The organism is Rhizobium sp. P1_B8 (assembly GCF_056406515.1).
The window spans coordinates 130,863-147,935 of the sequence record NZ_JBFTZZ010000001.1; the positions used below are offsets into that span (position 1 = coordinate 130,863).

The window sequence follows — 17,073 nt, forward strand, 5'->3', positions numbered from 1 at the left end:
CAATCGCCAGAAGTGAACAGCAAAAACGAAACGGGCCGGGAGATCGCTCCCGGCCCGTTCATTTCCTGGGCTTTGCCTATTCCGCCGCGAAGGGCGGCAGGCGCAGCACGTTGGTGTCGTTGCCCTTGGCGCTCTTGCGCTTGCCTTCCGGCTTTTCGATTGCGGTCAGGCGCTCCTCCAGCGAGTCGATTTCGCTGCGGTTCTCGCGGGTGACGCGGGTGAGATCCTCGCGCGACAGCGGCAGCTCCTCCTCGTCCTTCCTGCCGACCAGGCGGCCGAAAGCCCAGCCGAGCAGGCGGGACAGGTCGTCCATGATCAGGAAGAAGGAGGGCACGACGACGAGCGAGAGTACGGTCGAAACGATGATGCCGCCGATCACTGCAATTGCCATCGGCGCGCGGAACGAGCCGCCTTCGCCGACACCAAGCGCGGAAGGCAGCATGCCCGCCGACATGGCGATCGAGGTCATGATGATCGGCCGGGCGCGCTTGCGGCCGGCTTCGACCATGGCCTCGACACGAGGCATGCCCTGATGGCGCATCTCGATTGCGAAATCGACCAGCAGGATGGCGTTCTTGGTGACGACACCCATCAGCATCAGGATGCCGATCATGACAGGCATCGACAGCGGATTGCTGGTGAGGATCAGGCCGGCTGCGACGCCGCCAATGGCGAGCGGCAGTGAGAACAGGATGGTGAAGGGCTGGATCACGTCCTTGAAGAGCAGGATCAGCACCGTCAGCACCAGCAGCAGGCCCATCAACATGGCGTTAACGAAGCTCTGCTGCATCTCGGTCTGCACCTTGGTGTCGCCGCTTTCGGCAAGGTGCACCGTGGCCGGGATATTGGCGTCGTTGACGATCTGACGGAAGCGGGCCGAAGCCGTGTCGAGTGCTACGCCCTGCGGCAGGTCGGAGCCGATCGAGACGACGCGGTTGCGGTTGTTGCGCTTGATCGAGCTTACGCCTTCCGAATAGTCGATATTGGCGACGCTCGCGAGCGGAACGGTGCCGCCGCTGGCGGTCTGGATCTTCAATGTCCGGATGGCCGCCAGATCGCGACGCATGTCGAGTGCGGCCTGAACGCGGATCGGGATCTGGCGATCGTCGAGCGAGATCTTGGCAAGGGCGGCATCGACATCGCCGATGGTGGCGACGCGGATCGTCTCGGAGATCTGCTGCGGCGTAATGCCGAGGCGGGCCGCCTCATCCATGCGCGGGTGAACCTGCAGCTCCGGACGGGGCAGGGAGCCGTCGGCGCTGACATTGGCAAGCAGCGGATCGGCGCGCAGCTTGGATTCCAGAATGCCTACGGCGTCGTTCAGGTCCTTGTCGTTCTTGGAAAGGAAGTTGAAGGAGAGGTCGCGTTCGCCGCGGTCATTGAGCTTCAGGATCCGGACGTCGGGAATATCGCGCAGCTTGGCGAAGACTTCCTTTTCGATATCCCATTGCGGGCGTTCACGGCCGTGGACCTCCACCTTCGGCAGTTTCGGGCCAATGACGGGGATATGGCCGAGCACGTCGTTGACCATCTTCTTGACCAGCGATTGGTCGAGCTTGTCGAGTGCCAGCGTGATGGTCGCACGGCGCAGTTCGAGATCACCCTTCGGCGACGCGCCGCCGAGGACGAAGACGCTTTCGACGCCATTGATGTCCTTGACCCTGTCATAGATCGCATCCGTCGTCTTCTCGGTGTCGTCAAGGCGCGCATTGGGCGGCAACTCGACGGAGAGAACGATGCGTGAGGCATCTTCCGGCGGCAGGAAGCTGCCGGGAACCTGCATCAGCAGCAAAACGGAGCCGACCAGGAAAGCGAACGCGACAATCAGCGTCGCATACCGCGTGTACCAGCGTCCAGTCGTGCCACGTATGAGACGGGTGTATCCCCGCATCAGCAGGCTGTCATTGTCGTGATGGTCTTCCATGCCGTCTTCGGCGCGCATCAGATAAGCGGCCATCATCGGGGTGATCAGTCGCGCGACCATCAGCGAGAAGAAGACGGAGAAGGCGACGGTCAGACCGAACTGGATGAAGTACTGGCCCGGAATGCCCGGCATGAAGGAAACAGGCACGAAAACGGCGATGATGGTGAAGGTGGTGGCGATGACGGCAAGGCCGATTTCGTCAGCCGCCTCGATCGCCGCTCGATAGGGCGTTTTGCCCATCTTGATGTGGCGGGCAATGTTTTCGATTTCGACGATCGCATCGTCGACAAGGATACCGGTGGCCAGCGTCAGAGCGAGGAAGCTGACGAGGTTCAGCGAGAAGCCCATCATGTCCATGACCCAGAAGGTCGGGATCGCAGACAGCGGAAGGGCGATTGCAGAGATCAGGGTCGCACGCCAGTTCCTGAGGAACAGGAGGACGACGATGACGGCGAGCAGCGCACCTTCAAGGAGCGTATGAATGGCGGCCTCATAGTTGCCGTAGGTGAAATAGACCGAATCGTCGATCAGTTCGATCTTCACATTGGGGTTTTCGGCCCGCACCTTGTCGAGGTTCTGCGCCACGGTTTCGGCGACGCTGACCTCACTGGCGCCCTTGGAGCGGAAAACGCCGAAGGTAACGACCGGCGTATCGTTGAAGCGCGAGAAGGATTTCGGCTCCTCATAGGTGTCCTTGATGACGCCGAGATCGGACAGTTTGACGAAACGGCCGTTCGGCAGGCCGATCGTCGTGTTGGCGAGGTCGGCGACGTTGCGGGCGTCGCCGAGAACACGGATCGCCTGTTCGCTGCCCGCCACCTGGCCACGGCCTGAGCCGAGGTCGATGTTGGTGCCGCGCAGCTGCTGGTTCACGCTCGCGGCGGTGATGCCGTAGGCATTGAGCTTGTCAGGGGTGAGTTCGATGCGTACTTCGCGCTCTGCACCGCCGTAACGGTCGACACGACCGATGCCGGCCTGGCCCTGCAGTGAACGCTTGATCGTATCGTCGACGAACCAGGAAAGTTCTTCGAGCGACATGGCCGGCGAGGAAACGGCGAAGGTCTGGATCGCCTGTCCTTCGACATCGACCTTGGAGACGATCGGTGCTTCGGCCGTCGCCGGCAGATCGCTGCGGATGCGGTCGATCGCATCCTTGGTGTCCTGTACGGCCTGTTCGGTCGGCACTTCCATCCGGAACATGACGTTGGTTTGCGAGCTGCCGTCGGTCACCGTCGACTGGATTTCGTCGATACCGGTGATGGAGGCGACCGCGTCTTCGATCTCCTTCGTCACCTGCATTTCGAGTTCAGCCGGCGAAGCGCCGCTCTGCGTCACGCTGATAGAGACGAGCGGCACGTCGATATTTGGAAAACGCGTGATCGGCAGCGAATTAAAGGACTGCATGCCGATGAACACCAGCAGGCAGAAGGCCAGCAGCGGCGCAATGGGATTTCGAATGGACCAGGCTGAAAAATTCATCGCGGATGGTCTCTTTAGTTGGAAGCCGGGAGCTGTTCACGCACCGGCGTGATGTGGTCGCCGTCGCGGACGTAAGCGCCCGCCTTGGCCACGACCTCGTCGCCGGTCTTCAATCCATTGATGACCTCGACATAGGCGCCGTCCTGGATGCCGGTCTCGATCTTGGCGAATTTCACCACGCCGTCCTCGACTTTGCGGGCGGAGGAACCTTCGTTGCCGGTGAGTACCGCGGTCAGGGGAAGCGCTACGCCTTGCGTCTCGCGCACGATGATCTCGGCGCTGCCATACATGCCGGAACGCGCCTTGCTGTCATCATCGATGGAGATATGGACGAGGCCAAGGCGGGTAACCGGATCAACAGTCGGCGAAACCAGGCGGACGGCGCCGGAAAGCTTGTCGCGGCTGCCGGAAAGCGAAATCGTTGCCTTTTGGCCGGCCATGATCCTGACAACATCGCTTTCGGCGACCTCAGCGACAAGCTCGATATCGCCGTCGCGGATGATGGTGAACAGCGGATCGCCATTGCCGGCGGCAATGGCGCCGACCTTGGCGTTCTTTGCCGAGACCGTGCCGGCGACCGGCGTCTTCACATCGGTGCGCGCCAGCTTCAAATCTGCATCGGCGATCTGGCTGTCGAAGACCTTGAGATCCGCTTCGGAGACCTCGATCGCCTGTTCGGCGGAGACGACGCGGGCATTGGCTGCGGCGGCAGTCGCATCGGCCTGTTCGACCTGGGCGGTGGAAACGGTGCCCTTCTTGCCCATTTCCTGAGCGCGGGCCTGCTGCTGCCTTGCCTGTTCGGCATTGGCCTGCGCCTCGATGAGCTGGGCGCGCAGCTGGGCGAGGCTTGCCTCGCCCTTGGCCTTCGTCGCCATCATCTGACTCTTTTCCAAGACCAGCGCGTCATCGTTGAGCGTCGCCAGCGTGCTTTCCGCCTGAACCTTGTCGCCGACATCGGCTTTCAGCGTGCGAATCGAGAGGCCTTCGACCTGCGGCTGGATATAGACTTCCTCGACGGGCTTGACCGTTCCGGTGCCGATGACACGGTCGACGAGGGTGCGGTTCACCGCCGTGGTGACGACGATCGCCGGCAGGTTCTGCTGCGGTTTTGCGACCGGCGCTTCCTGCGATAATGCGGTAGATGCAGCAAGTACCGCTGCAAAAAGAGTAAAGGCGCCTAGAATTCCAATCGGCTTGCGTGCCATGCGTCTTCGTCCAATCTTATGATAAGGTTGGCCGAACTCGAGCGTCTGCCACTCAGCGCGCGATCAGGCCACTGCCCTTCCTGCATTCTCAGAGGTATCCGCCGATCCTTTGCCGTCTTCATCCCTCGTCGGCAAATTCGGCCTGTAGGTGGTATCGATTTGCTCGATCTACAAGTCCGGCAGAAAACAATTCCCCATTAGGCGATAATAATTACCATTCTGACGTCAATCAATCACCGCAAGGTTATGTCAACATTACGAAGATTGATCGCGCCTCTATCTCTAAGACGTTTGACGCCCGATAAATGCGACAGTTGCAAGGGATTTTTTTCGGTTGCCGGCTGCTGATGATTTAGGCCGACCGGCCTTAACTCTGAATCACCATCCAAATCAAATAAATAGAGCACGATGTCGTCCGAAACCCGCGTACACTTTTCGGCATCATGCTTTAGCGCATGTCGCGCAAAAGTGTGCAGCGGTTTTGCGATATCGACATGCGTAAAAACAAAGACCTAAAGCGCAACAAGCGAAATTGAAAGATCGCGACGCGCTTTAGAAAAAGATAAAACGCGCGGGAAAACTCCCGCGCGTTTCGCTTAGCATCTTGCCGAAACTACTTGGAAGCGGCGTCGGTGATGTCGTGCGTCCAGGCGCCTGATGGCTCCTTGCTGATGATCTTCTGGTCGAGCAGCGCCTTTGCCGTGCGGGCATAGAGCGCCTCATCCAGCTTGCCGGAGCTGTCGCCGACCAGCTTGGCGACTTCACCCATCATGCGCTTCTGATGGTTGTCGTCCTGGCCGCCATTGTCCATGACGATCTCGGCGGCTTCGTCGGGATTCTCGGTGGCATATTTCCAGCCCTTCATCGAAGCGCGGACGAACTTGACCATCTTCTCCTTGAAGGCCGGGTCCTTCAGCTTGTCTTCCATGGCATAGAGGCCGTCTTCAAGAAGGTCGTTGCCCATTTCAGTGTAATTGAAGACCGTCAGTTCTTCCGGCTTGAAGCCGGCATCGATCGCCTGCCAGTATTCGTTATAGGTCATGACGGAGATGCAGTCGGCCTGCTTTTGGACAAGCGGCTGCACATCGAAGCTCTGCTTCAGCACGGTGACGCCGTTCGGACCGCCTTCTGTGGATAGGCCGAGCTTGTTCATCCAGGCGAAGAAGGGATACTCGTTGCCGAAGAACCAGACGCCGAGCGTGTGGCCCTTGAAGTCGGCTTCGGTCTTGATCGGGCCGTCCTTGCGGCAGACCATTTCCAGGCCAGCCTTCTGGTAGGGCTGGGCGATGTTGACGAGCGGAACGCCCTTTTCGCGGGCAACCAGGGCGCCGCCCATCCAGTCGACGATGACATCGGCGCCGCCGCCGGCGATCACCTGCTCGGGGGCGATATCGGGGCCGCCTGGCTTGATGTCGACGTCGAGGCCTTCTTCCTTATAGAAGCCCTTGTCCTTTGCGACGTAGTAACCGCCGAACTGGCTCTGCGTGACCCATTTCAGCTGCAGCACCACCTTGTCGGCGGCCATGGCATGGGCCGATGCAAGCGACATCGCGCTCGCCATCATTGCAACCATCAACTTTCTCATTTTCTTATCCTTACCCTCTGAAGTTATGCCCGGACCCGTTTCTGGAGTCCGTGCGCGCCTAGCCACCACGGATAGACGGATGCCAGAACGTCACCGCCCGTTCGGTCAGGGCGATGATGCCATAGAAGATCGAGCCGGCCAGCGCCGCGACGGCGATTTCCGCCCAGACCATGTCGACATTCATGCGGCCGATCTCGGTGGAGATGCGGAAGCCCATGCCGACGATCGGCGTTCCGAAGAATTCCGCAACGATGGCACCAATCAGCGCCAGCGTCGAGTTGATCTTCAGTGCGTTGAAAATGAAGGGCATTGCCGCTGGAAGCCTGAGCTTCAGCAGCGTCTGCCAATAGCCTGAGGCATAGGTGCGCATCAGGTCGCGCTCCATGCTGCCGGAGGCGGCAAGGCCGGCGACGGTATTCACCAGCATCGGGAAGAAGGTCATGATGATGACGACGGCGGCCTTCGACGGCCAGTCGAAGCCGAACCACATGACCATGACAGGGGCGACGCCGATGATCGGCAGGGCCGAAACCATGTTGCCGATCGGCAGAAGGCCGCGGCGCAAGAAGGCGATGCGGTCGGCGAGCACCGCGACGACGAAGCCACTGAGGCAGCCGACGATATAACCGATCAGCACCGCCTTGAAGATCGTCTGCCTGACGTCCGCGCCGAGGATCGGCAGCGACGCCATGAACCGCGCGCCGATGGCGCTCGGTGGCGGCAGCAGGATGAAGGGAACGCCGGCGCCACGCGTGACCGCCTCCCAGAGAATGAGGATCCAGGCGCCGAAGATCGCCGGGATCAGCAGCTGCAGTGTCGACTTGCCGAAAGTGGTGACGGGCTGCAGTTTCGACAGCTCGGTGACGCATCGCCAGGCAAGCAGCCAGCAGGCGAAGAGCAGTAGGAAGAAAGCCCGCGTCCCTGCGCCCTCGTTGCCGGAAAGAGCGGAAAGCAGCATCCAGGCGGCGCCATGCGCGCCGATAAACAGCACGGTGGCTCGATAGGCCGGCGGTTGCGGCGCTAGGGACAGCAGGGCAGCCGCGATGACGATGATGAAGATGAGGCTTGCCGTGCCGTCGGTGAGGGGTCGCGTCGCGCCCTCGGCCAGGAGCGGCAGGGCCGTCAGTGCCCCGATGCAGAGGAGGAGAGCAACCACGCCTTGCCAGGAGAAGGTCAGATGTCTCATGCCGGCCTCCCGCCCATGGCGCGGTCGACGATTTTCGCCGCAACGCCGACAATCGCAACCAGGATGCCGGCCAGCAGCGATCCGGCGACAAGCGCCGCCCAGATATCGATGGTCTGGCTGTAATAGGAGCCGGCGAGCAGCTTCGAGCCGATGCCGGCGACAGCACCCGTCGGCAACTCCCCGACGATGGCGCCGACGAGGCTGGCGGCGATCGCAACCTTCATCGAGGTGAAGAGGAAAGGGATCGACGCGGGAACGCGCAGCTTCCAGAAGGTCTGCATCGGGCTGGCATAGTAGGTGCGCATCAGGTCGAGATGCATGATCTCGGGCGAACGCAGACCCTTCACCATGCCGACGGCGACCGGAAAGAAGGAGAGGTAGGTGGAGATTAGCGCCTTCGAGACGAGGCGGGAGGCGTCGGAATCGAGATTGAGGAGATGTGCAACGGCATTGTCGCCGGTCAGCACGTTATAAGAGATGATGACGATCATCGGCGCGATGGCGAGGATCGGTATGGTCTGGCTCGCCACCAGCCAGGGCATCAGCGAGCGGTCCATGGCGCGGTTATGGACGATCAATACGGCGAGAAGGATGCCGAGCAGCATGCCGAAGCCGAAGCCGAGCAGAGTGGAGGAGAGCGTTACCCAGCTGTGATAGACGAGGCTGCGGTTGCTCGAAAGGCTGCGCAGGAAGGTGTTCTCGTAGACGTTCTGCGCCACCTGATGCGGCGCCGGCAGGATCGGCTTCGGCTGGGCGAGCGTCTTGCCGATGAATTCGAGGGTCGAAGGTGTGGCGCCGGCGCGGCCGTCCATGTCGCGCTGGAACGGCGCGTTCATGAGGATGGCGGCGACATACCAGATGGCGACGAGCGCCAGCAGGATGGTGGTGACGGGGACGATCTTGTCCTTGAGGGTGTCGGCTTTCATGGGATTCGCTCCCATGTGGTGTTGAGCCTGCAGAGCCCGGAAATCAAACCCCTATTCCTCATGCGTGCCCCGTCCTCAGCCCTTCGCGGACGCGGTGGGCAATCTCCAGGAACTCGGGAGTTTCGCGGATGTCGAGCGGGCGCTCGGCCGGCAGGGTCGAGTCGATGATATCGGTCACGCGGCCCGGGCGCGGAGACATCACCACGATCTTGGTCGAGAGATACACCGCCTCGGGAATGGAATGAGTGACGAAGCAGATTGTCTTGTTGGTGCGGGTCCAGAGTTTCAGCAGCTCTTCGTTCAGATGGTCGCGCACGATCTCGTCCAGGGCGCCGAAGGGCTCGTCCATCAACAGCAGGTCGGCGTCGAAGGCGAGCGCGCGGGCGATCGAGGCGCGCTGCTGCATGCCGCCGGAAAGCTGCCAGGGGAATTTCTTCTCGAAGCCCGAAAGACTGACGAGATCGAGCGCTTCGGCGACGCGCCTCATCCGGTCGGCGCTGGAATAGCCCATGATCTCCAGCGGCAGGGCGATGTTGTTTTCGATGGTGCGCCAGGGATAGAGCGCCGGCGCCTGGAAGACATAGCCATAGGCACGGGCCTTGCGGGCTTCCTCCGGCGTCATGCCATTGATCGAGATCTCGCCCGACGTGCTCTTTTCGAGATCGGCGATGACACGCAGGAAAGTGGTCTTGCCGCAGCCCGATGGACCGATGAAAGAAACGAAATCGCCCTTGCGGACGTCGAGATTGACATTGCTCAGTGCACGCACCGGGCCGTCATTCGCCTGGTAGGTGAGACAGAGATCCTTGGCGGATACGACGGAGGGTGTTTGCATCAATGCGACCAGTCTTGTTTTCCCCGCGGGAGCGCGGTTTGCATGTTATCATTACCGCCGGTTTTATCGACGACACACTCCATGGAGGATGAGGATGGACGCGACATCAAAGCCCACCTGCCACATCGTTCGCCCCAATCATGCCTATGACGGCAAGCAGGGGCTCAGCTATTTCGCAGGTATCGCCGCCGAGACGGTCGGCGCCAAGGGTATCTGCATGCACCTTCTGACGATCCCGCCTGGCGTGCGCGCCAAGGCGCATCTGCACGAGGCGCACGAGACGGCGATCTACATGCTCTCCGGCGAGGCCCATACCTGGTACGGAGACGAACTTGAACATCACGTCATCGTCCATGCCGGGGAACTTTTCTATATCCCGGCCGGTGTGCCGCACCTGCCGGCGAACCTCAGCAGCACGCCGTGCACGGCGATCATCGCGCGCACCGATCCGAACGAGCAGGAAAGCGTCGTGCTTCTGCCGGAGTTGGACGCTTTGGTGCCGGCGTGAGGTCATTGGCATAGAGGAAGCGGTCTCCGATTGATGGCCGTATCGTCATGCGCCATCGTCATACGCCGCTTGCCGGAATGCCGCTGCGAGTCACCTTGCGCGGCGCGGTGATGTCCTTCCACTGGGAAAGCGCCTTGCTGACAGCCGTGACCGGCTCGCGCCTGACGAATTCGCCGTGGCCCTCGCGGGTCTTGATCGCGCCTTCCTCGATCGCCACGACGCCGCGTGTCAGCGTGTAGCGGGGCAGGCCGGTTACTTCCTTGCCTTCGAAGACGTTGTAGTCGATCGCCGACTGCTGGGCCTTGGACGAAATGGTCTTGGAACGTTGCGGGTCCCAGACGACGATGTCGGCATCGGCGCCGACAAGGATCGCGCCCTTCTTCGGATAGATGTTGAGAATCTTGGCGATGTTGGTCGAGGTGACGGCGACGAATTCGTTCATCGTCAGCCGGCCGGTGTTGACGCCATGCGTCCAGAGCATCGGCATGCGGTCTTCGAGGCCGCCGGTGCCGTTGGGGATCTTGGTGAAATCGCCGACGCCGAAGCGCTTCTGGGCCGTGGTGAAGGCGCAATGGTCGGTGGCGACCACCTGCAGCGAGCCGGAGGCAAGGCCTGCCCAAAGCGAGTCCTGATGCTGCTTGTTGCGAAAGGGTGGCGACATCACCCGGCGGGCCGCATGATCCCAGTCGGGATTGGAATATTCGCTCTCGTCGAGCGTCAGGTGCTGGATCAGCGGTTCGCCATAGACACGCATGCCTTTGGCGCGGGCGCGGCGGATCGCCTCGTGTGCCTGTTCGCAGGAGGTGTGGACGATATAGACCGGGCAACCGGCCATATCGGCGATCATGATGGCGCGGTTGGTGGCTTCGCCTTCCACCTCGGCCGGGCGGGAATAGGCATGCGCCTCGGGGCCGTTATTGCCCTCGGCGAGCAGCTTTGCCGACATCGAGGCGACGACGTCGCCGTTTTCGGCGTGCACCAGCGGCAGAGCGCCGAGTTCGGCGCAGCGTTGGAAGGAGGCGAACATCTCATCATCGTCTACCATCAGCGCGCCCTTGTAGGCCATGAAGTGCTTGAAGGTGTTGATGCCCTTGTCGCGGACGATGGTCTCCATCTCCTTGAAGACCTGCTCGCTCCACCAGGTGACCGCCATGTGGAAGGAATAATCGCAATTGGCGCGGGTCGATTTGTTGTCCCACATGGTCAGCGCCTCGAGCAGCGACTGGCCGGGGGCGGGCAGGGCGAAATCGACCACCATCGTCGTGCCGCCGGAAAGGGCGGCGCGCGTGCCGCTTTCGAAATCGTCGGAGGAATAGGTGCCCATGAAGGGCATTTCGAGATGCGTGTGCGGATCGATGCCGCCCGGCATGACGTAACAGCCGGTCGCATCCAGCGTCTCGTCGCCCGAGAGGTTCGGCCCGATCTCGATGATCTTGCCGCCGTCGATTTTCACGTCAGCCTTATAGGTCAGGTCGGCGGTGACGATGGTGCCGTTTTTGATGACTGTGGTCATGATTATTCCCCGTTCTTGTCTGCACATTCGGCTGGCGAATAGAAGCCGGGCAGTTCTGAGCTGACCTCGATCCGGCCCTGCAAGGCCGCTAGAATCGTTTCGAGTACTGAGCGGCGTTCGCGCGAGATTTCCCGATTCCAGAAGCGCAGGACGGAATAGCCATTCACATTGAGCCATTCGGTTCGGCGTTGATCGGAGGCGCTATCGGCATGCTGGAAGCCGTCGACTTCGACGATCAATTGTTTTTCACGACAGAGGAAATCGACTATAAATGGGCCGAGGGGAACTTGCCTCGCAAACTTATAGCCGTTCAAGCGGCGGGCGCGCAGGTCGCTCCAGAGGTGGTATTCCTCTTCAGTTTCGTTGCGGCGAAGAGTTCTCGCCTGGTCGGTCTTGTTGGTGCGATGCTTCCGGATATCCTGCTTGATAATTTTCGTTGCGCCCGGGGCCCCCTCATCCGCCCTTCGGGCACCTTCTCCCCGAGGGGAGAAGGGGGAGACCGCTACGTCTACCGATCCCTTCTCCCCAGCGGGGAGAAGGTGGCCCGAAGGGTCGGATGAGGGGGCTCCGGGCGCTACATAAGCCATCACACCACAATCTCCGCCGTCTCCACCACCGCATGGAACAGCACATCGGCTCCCGCCATCGCCCATTCCTTGGAGATTTCCTCAGCCTCGTTATGCGAGAGTCCGCCGACGCAGGGGCACATGACCATCGTCGCGGGTGCGACCTTGGCGGCCCAGCAGGCGTCGTGGCCGGCGCCGGAGATGATGTTCATGTGGCTATAGCCGAGCCGCTCGGCGGCTTCGCGCACCGACGTGACCAGTTTCGGATCGAAGGTGATCGGCTCGAAGTGGCCGATCGCTTCGATGGAACAGCCGACACCGAGCGCATCGGTGATCTCAGGCGCCTTCGCCTCGATCTTTGCCCGCATGCGATCAAGCTTCTCCTTGTCAGGCGAGCGGATGTCGACGGTGAAGACCACTTTGCCGGGCAGCACGTTGCGCGAATTCGGCGAGAAGAATACCTGTCCGACGCCGCCGACGGCGCCCGGCTGTTCGCCCATCGCCACGTCCTGGACCATTTCCAGAATGCGGGCCATGGCGAGACCGGCATTGACGCGCAGGTTCATCGGTGTCGAACCGGTATGGGCTTCCTTGCCGGTCAGCGTGAATTCCAGCCACCAGAGGCCCTGGCAATGGGTGACGACGCCGATCTGCTTTTCCTCGGCTTCGAGAATCGGCCCCTGCTCGATGTGATATTCGAAATAGGCGTGCATCTTGCGGGCGCCCACTTCTTCATCGCCGACCCAGCCGATGCGCTTCAGTTCGTCGCCGAACAGATTGCCGTCGGGGTCCCTGCGGTTATAGGCAAAGTCCAGGCTGTGCACCCCGGCGAAAACGCCTGACGCCAGCATGGCAGGGGCAAAACGCGCGCCTTCCTCATTCGTCCAGTTGGTAACGACGATCGGATGTTTGGTCTTGATGCCGAGATCGTTCATGGTGCGGACGACTTCGAGGGCCGCAAGTACGCCGAGCACACCGTCATATTTGCCGCCGGTCGGCTGGGTGTCGAGATGCGAACCGACATAGACGGGCAGGGCATCGGGATCGGTGCCCGGGCGGGTGGCGAACATCGTGCCCATGCGGTCGATACCCATGGTCAAACCGGCATCGTCACACCATTTTTTGAAAAGGCTGCGGCCCTGCGCATCGGCATCCGTCAGCGTCTGGCGATTGTTGCCGCCAGCGATGCCGGGGCCGATCTTCGCCATGTCCATGAGACTGTCCCAGAGACGGTCGCCATTGACGCGCATGTTCTCGCCTGGTGCTGCCACCATTCTTTATGCCCTCACCTGTTTGCGGCAGTCATGCAAAGAGGCATGCCCGCCTGTTCCCGTGGTCCTTTCCTGCGCCCCCTTATTGGTTTTGTCGAGCGCCGGAAAATCGCCAGTTGCCTTTGTTTTGCATCTGACGGATAATTTGACCGATTGGTAAACATTACAACTTCCACCGCCGGGCTCAAGACGAAAATCACGAAAATTGCTGATAAAAATGCGGGCAGTTGCTCAAGGACGCGGCGAGGGTCGTCCCCAACCCAAATTTGAGCGAAGAAGTTGAATTTCAAGGGGAAACGACAGCCTGTGACCATACCGAGAGCAGCGAAAACCCTGAGGCGGACGCGAATCCAGGAGGAGAAGGAAGAGCAGATCCTGGAAGCGGCGCTCGACGTGTTTTCGGCAAGCGGCTTCCGCGGCTCGACCATCGACCAGATCGCCGAAGTGGCCGGCATGTCGAAACCCAACCTGCTCTATTACTTCCGCACCAAGGAAGCCATGCACCGGGCGCTGATCGACCGGGTGCTCTACACCTGGCTGGAGCCGTTACGGGCCTTCGACGCCGAGGGCAATCCCGAAGCGGAAATCCGTAGCTACATCCGTCGCAAGCTGGAAATGGCGCGCGACTTTCCGCGCGAAAGCCGGCTCTTCGCCAATGAGGTGCTGCAGGGCGCGCCGCATATCGAGGACGAGCTGAAGGGGCCGCTGAAGGAGTTGGTCGATGAGAAAGCCGAGGTCATCCGCGCCTGGGCGAAAGCCGGCAAGATCGTCAAATGCGATCCCTACCACCTGATCTTCTCCATCTGGTCGACGACGCAACATTACGCCGATTTCGACGTCCAGGTGCGTGCCGTGCTGGGGCAGGAACATTCCGGCGAAGGGCGTTTCGAGGATGCGGCGCGGTTTCTGGAACAGCTCTTCATCGGCGGGCTGCGACCGGATCCCCTTGGCGGCTGAGAGTTTTACCCTCTCCTCGGAAGCGGCACCCGGGCAAGAATATCCGTCACGCCTTCCATCGTATAAGGCTTCTGTAGCACAGGCGCGTCCGAGTGGCTGTTTGCCTGGGCGATGCCTTCCCCATACCCCGTGGCAAAAACGAAGGGCACGCCATCGGCTGCCAGCCGGTCGGCAATCCCGAAACTCGTCTCATCGCCAAGATTGACATCGAGAAGCGCCAGATCGAAGGACTGGCCGGCGAGAATTTCCATCGCCTCAGTGACACTTGGTGCCGTTGCTACGTCGGCGCCCAGGCGGCGCAGGATGTCTTCGCCATCCATGGCGATGATCAGATTATTTTCCACCAGTAGCACGTTCAGGCCGGAGAGCGGCTGATCGTCGGGAATCGTCTTGCGTCCGGTCGCTCCGACCGGAAGCGGATTTGACCGTTCGCTCGTCGGGCCGACGACATGTCGTGCCGGAATAGAGAAATCGGCCTCGAGCCTATCCTCGACGTAGCGGACCTCCGCCTTGCCGCCAAGGTCATAGGGGATCGAGCGGCGGATGATGGTCGAACCGAAGCCATGACGTTTGGGTTCGACGACGGGCGGGCCATCCTTTTCGCGCCAGCCAATGCGCAGATTACCCTCGTCGTCGCGATGCCAGCGGAGTTGGACCGTGCCGCTGCCGGTACCGGAAAGGCTGCCATATTTGGCGCTGTTGGTCATCAGCTCATGGAAGACAAGGGCGGCGGTGGAAAAAGCCTGCGGTTCCAGCAGCACGTCCTCGCCGCCCATCTGAATGCGTTGCGCATTTTTCCCCAGATAGGCGGCGGTCTCTGCCAGCAGCAATTGCCGGAGCGAAGCGGGCGCCCAATGATCGCGGGTGATCTGGTCATGGGCGCGGGCGAGCGACTGGATGCGGCCCTCGAGCTGGCGAATGTAATCGCCAAGGCTGACCGACGTTGCCTGCGACTGCCGAATGATGCCGGTGATGAGGCTCAATATGTTGCGGACGCGGTGGTTCAGCTCGGCGATCAGCAATTCCTGACGCTCGTTTGCCGTCTGGCGCGCCATGCTGACCTCGTCGGTGAGGCGCAACACCACCTCGATCAATGTGACGCGGATGGTTTCGGCGACACGGCGCTCTGCTTCCGTGAAGGGGAGGGAGCGGCCACGCACCAGTTCCGACCAGGCCTCGAAACTCTTGCGCGGTGTCAGCCGCGGGCCATTGGGCCCGTATTCCACCGGCTTGTGCGGGTCGCCGCCCCAGCGAACGGTGCGCACCAATTCCTGACGGAAAAGCACGACATAGTCGCGCGGCGATCGTGAGATCGGGATGGCGAGCATGCCTGCCACCGCATCGTCGACCTCAAGATCCGGATAGGTTTCCGCGAGCCTGTCCACGGCGTAGATGCGGCCGGCGGCGTTGCGGTTGAGGTGTCGGACGAGGGCTGCGAAACTTCTCTCATCCGGCCCGATGCCGGCAAGTGCCAGCCGGCCGTTGATCCAGACGCCGATCCCGTCGGCAGGAATGGCGTCGGCGAGCGCCTCGATCAGCCAAGCCGGATCGTCGAGCAGGCTGGCATTGTCTGCGACGGAGGTGAGGAGCCGGTCGGCGATGCGGCGCGCCTTGGTCTCGTAATCGAGAGCCAGTCGCCGTTCGCGGCTTTCAAGGCGCGAGGCAAACATCTGGCCGAAGAGTTCGGCGGTGGAGCGGCTTTGGGCCGAAGGCAGACGTGGACCGTAGTGATGGCAGGCAAATAGCCCCCAAAGCTTCCCGTCGACGACGATCGATATGGAAAGCGAGGCGCCAACGCCCATATTTTTCAGATATTCGATATGGATCGGCGAGACTGAACGCAAGACCGACATGGAGAGGTCGAGCGGCTGGCCGTGCTCGTCCAGCGGCGGCAGGATCGGGACCGCGATGGCGTCGACATCGGCAATGATGCGGAACAGGTTGCGCAGATAAAGCGCGCGCGCCTGTATCGGAATGTCGGAAGCCGGATAGTGCAGCCCGAGGAACGATCCGATGCCGGCCCGAGCGGCTTCCGCCACCACTTCGCCGGAACCGCTTTCGTCGAAACGGTAGACCATGACCCGATCGAAGCCGGTGAGCGCCCGCGCCTGTCTTGCGCCTTCGCGGAAGAAAGCTTCCAGTGTTTCCGTGTGATCGAGGCGGGACATCATGCTGCGCATGGAGAGCGACGCAGCGTCGTGCCGGTCTTCCTGGCAGCGCTCGCCTTCGATGATGACCTGACCTTCGTTCAGATGCACGGCAAGGTCGAAACTGTTTTGATCGGGCGTCAGAGCAATGCCGAAAATACGCTCGACGACGTCGGAACCGCGCAGCGTGGTAAGTTTGTTGCGGATTGCGTGGAGTGCTTCGGGGCTGATCAGAGAGATAACGGGACGGCCGAGCGCATTGGCCTCTGTCACTCCGAGAAACTCCGCCAGATTTGCGGAGGCGCGGATGACAATCCAGTCTGAGGATACCGCCAAGAGAAAGCCGAAGGGCTGGACCGAGCCGAGCTGGTGGATCGGCTCACGGTCGCAATTGGTGAGATCGACGGGTTCGTGCGTGCCGCTCATGGGACGGCTTCCAGTTCGACTTGCCCCGCTTTGAGGAAGAGATCGAAGACATCGCGGGCTGCGGCGACAGCAGCACCGGGATCGTCCACCTTGCTCGCGTCAAGACGATCCATGAAAAGCCGCATGGCGCCCTTCGGCCCTTGCGGGCTCAAGTAGCTGCTGGGCAGGTGGTCAGGCACGGCCTTGGCGAGCAGCGCGCCGCCGAGCTTGGAGCCCTCAAGGACATAGGCGGCACCCCAGACTGCCGCTTCGCAGCGCAATGCCGGTCGCGGAAGCGGTACGGGCAATCGATCATCGAGTTCCCTTATATCGGCGGCCAGCAGATGCGCGCGTCTTCGTTCCGGCCAGTCCGGCAGCAGGCTGTTGATTCCGGCTTCCTCAAGCGCATGTTCGACTGATGGTACGACCCGGGCATGCGCGCGCAGGAACGCTTTGTAATCCTGGGTGCGTGAGAGGTTGAAACTGCCGAAGAGGGTGTCGACCACGGCGTGGCAATCTGCAGTTTGTGCGCGGAGGGCGCTGCGAAGTGACATGCTGACGTTTTT

General features: G+C 61.4%; 13 protein-coding genes. 2 read left to right on the forward strand and 11 right to left on the reverse strand.

Going from position 1 to position 17,073, the window contains the following annotated elements:
- Positions 1-76 precede the first annotated feature (76 nt).
- From AC1D2N_RS00615 to AC1D2N_RS00640, 6 genes are all read right to left on the reverse strand, one after another.
- A complete protein-coding gene (locus AC1D2N_RS00615) occupies positions 77-3,403 on the reverse strand; it encodes an efflux RND transporter permease subunit (protein WP_018446868.1) in 3,327 nt (1,108 codons plus the stop codon).
- 14 nt (positions 3,404-3,417) lie between these two features.
- Positions 3,418-4,608, reverse strand: a complete 1,191-nt coding sequence (locus AC1D2N_RS00620; RefSeq protein WP_018243278.1) for an efflux RND transporter periplasmic adaptor subunit — start codon at positions 4,606-4,608, stop codon at positions 3,418-3,420.
- A gap of 613 nt (positions 4,609-5,221) precedes the next feature.
- Positions 5,222-6,193, reverse strand: coding sequence for an ABC transporter substrate-binding protein (locus AC1D2N_RS00625; RefSeq protein WP_018243277.1), 972 nt, complete (start codon positions 6,191-6,193; stop codon positions 5,222-5,224).
- A gap of 58 nt (positions 6,194-6,251) precedes the next feature.
- The gene (locus AC1D2N_RS00630; protein ID WP_018243276.1) at positions 6,252-7,379 is read right to left on the reverse strand and encodes an ABC transporter permease; all 1,128 of its coding nucleotides are present in this window, start codon (positions 7,377-7,379) and stop codon (positions 6,252-6,254) included.
- Positions 7,376-8,305 carry an ABC transporter permease gene (locus tag AC1D2N_RS00635; protein ID WP_130758883.1) on the reverse strand — a complete coding sequence of 310 codons (930 nt, stop codon included), beginning with the start codon at positions 8,303-8,305 and terminating at the stop codon, positions 7,376-7,378. Before AC1D2N_RS00635 ends, AC1D2N_RS00630 begins: the two co-directional genes overlap by 4 nt.
- A 58-nt stretch (positions 8,306-8,363) precedes the next feature.
- The gene (locus AC1D2N_RS00640) at positions 8,364-9,140 is read right to left on the reverse strand and encodes an ABC transporter ATP-binding protein (RefSeq protein WP_130758882.1); all 777 of its coding nucleotides are present in this window, start codon (positions 9,138-9,140) and stop codon (positions 8,364-8,366) included.
- 94 nt (positions 9,141-9,234) lie between these two features.
- Here AC1D2N_RS00640 and AC1D2N_RS00645 point away from each other — a divergent pair, with 94 nt between their 5' ends.
- The gene (locus tag AC1D2N_RS00645; RefSeq protein ID WP_018243273.1) at positions 9,235-9,648 is read left to right on the forward strand and encodes a cupin domain-containing protein; all 414 of its coding nucleotides are present in this window, start codon (positions 9,235-9,237) and stop codon (positions 9,646-9,648) included.
- 58 nt (positions 9,649-9,706) lie between these two features.
- Here AC1D2N_RS00645 and hydA read toward each other — a convergent pair whose 3' ends face one another.
- The 3 genes from hydA to AC1D2N_RS00660 are packed head-to-tail and all read right to left on the reverse strand — an operon-like array spanning position 9,707 to position 13,001.
- Positions 9,707-11,161 (reverse strand): dihydropyrimidinase, encoded by a 1,455-nt coding sequence (hydA, locus tag AC1D2N_RS00650; RefSeq protein WP_012758671.1) that lies wholly within the window; start codon positions 11,159-11,161, stop codon positions 9,707-9,709.
- Positions 11,162-11,163: 2 nt separating this feature from the next.
- The gene (locus tag AC1D2N_RS00655; RefSeq protein WP_130717620.1) at positions 11,164-11,748 is read right to left on the reverse strand and encodes an endonuclease domain-containing protein; all 585 of its coding nucleotides are present in this window, start codon (positions 11,746-11,748) and stop codon (positions 11,164-11,166) included.
- Entirely contained in the window at positions 11,748-13,001 is a 1,254-nt protein-coding gene (locus AC1D2N_RS00660) for a Zn-dependent hydrolase (RefSeq protein ID WP_130717618.1), read from the reverse strand. Before AC1D2N_RS00660 ends, AC1D2N_RS00655 begins: the two co-directional genes overlap by 1 nt.
- Positions 13,002-13,277: 276 nt before the next feature.
- Between AC1D2N_RS00660 and AC1D2N_RS00665 the strand changes: the two genes are divergently transcribed.
- Positions 13,278-13,955, forward strand: coding sequence for a TetR family transcriptional regulator C-terminal domain-containing protein (locus tag AC1D2N_RS00665; RefSeq protein ID WP_018243269.1), 678 nt, complete (start codon positions 13,278-13,280; stop codon positions 13,953-13,955).
- Positions 13,956-13,960: 5 nt separating this feature from the next.
- Here the strand turns inward: AC1D2N_RS00665 and AC1D2N_RS00670 are convergent, their stop codons facing one another.
- A complete protein-coding gene (locus AC1D2N_RS00670; RefSeq protein ID WP_130758881.1) occupies positions 13,961-16,528 on the reverse strand; it encodes an HWE histidine kinase domain-containing protein in 2,568 nt (855 codons plus the stop codon).
- The gene (locus AC1D2N_RS00675) at positions 16,525-17,061 is read right to left on the reverse strand and encodes a biliverdin-producing heme oxygenase (RefSeq protein ID WP_130758880.1); all 537 of its coding nucleotides are present in this window, start codon (positions 17,059-17,061) and stop codon (positions 16,525-16,527) included. Before AC1D2N_RS00675 ends, AC1D2N_RS00670 begins: the two co-directional genes overlap by 4 nt.
- Positions 17,062-17,073 lie beyond the last annotated feature (12 nt).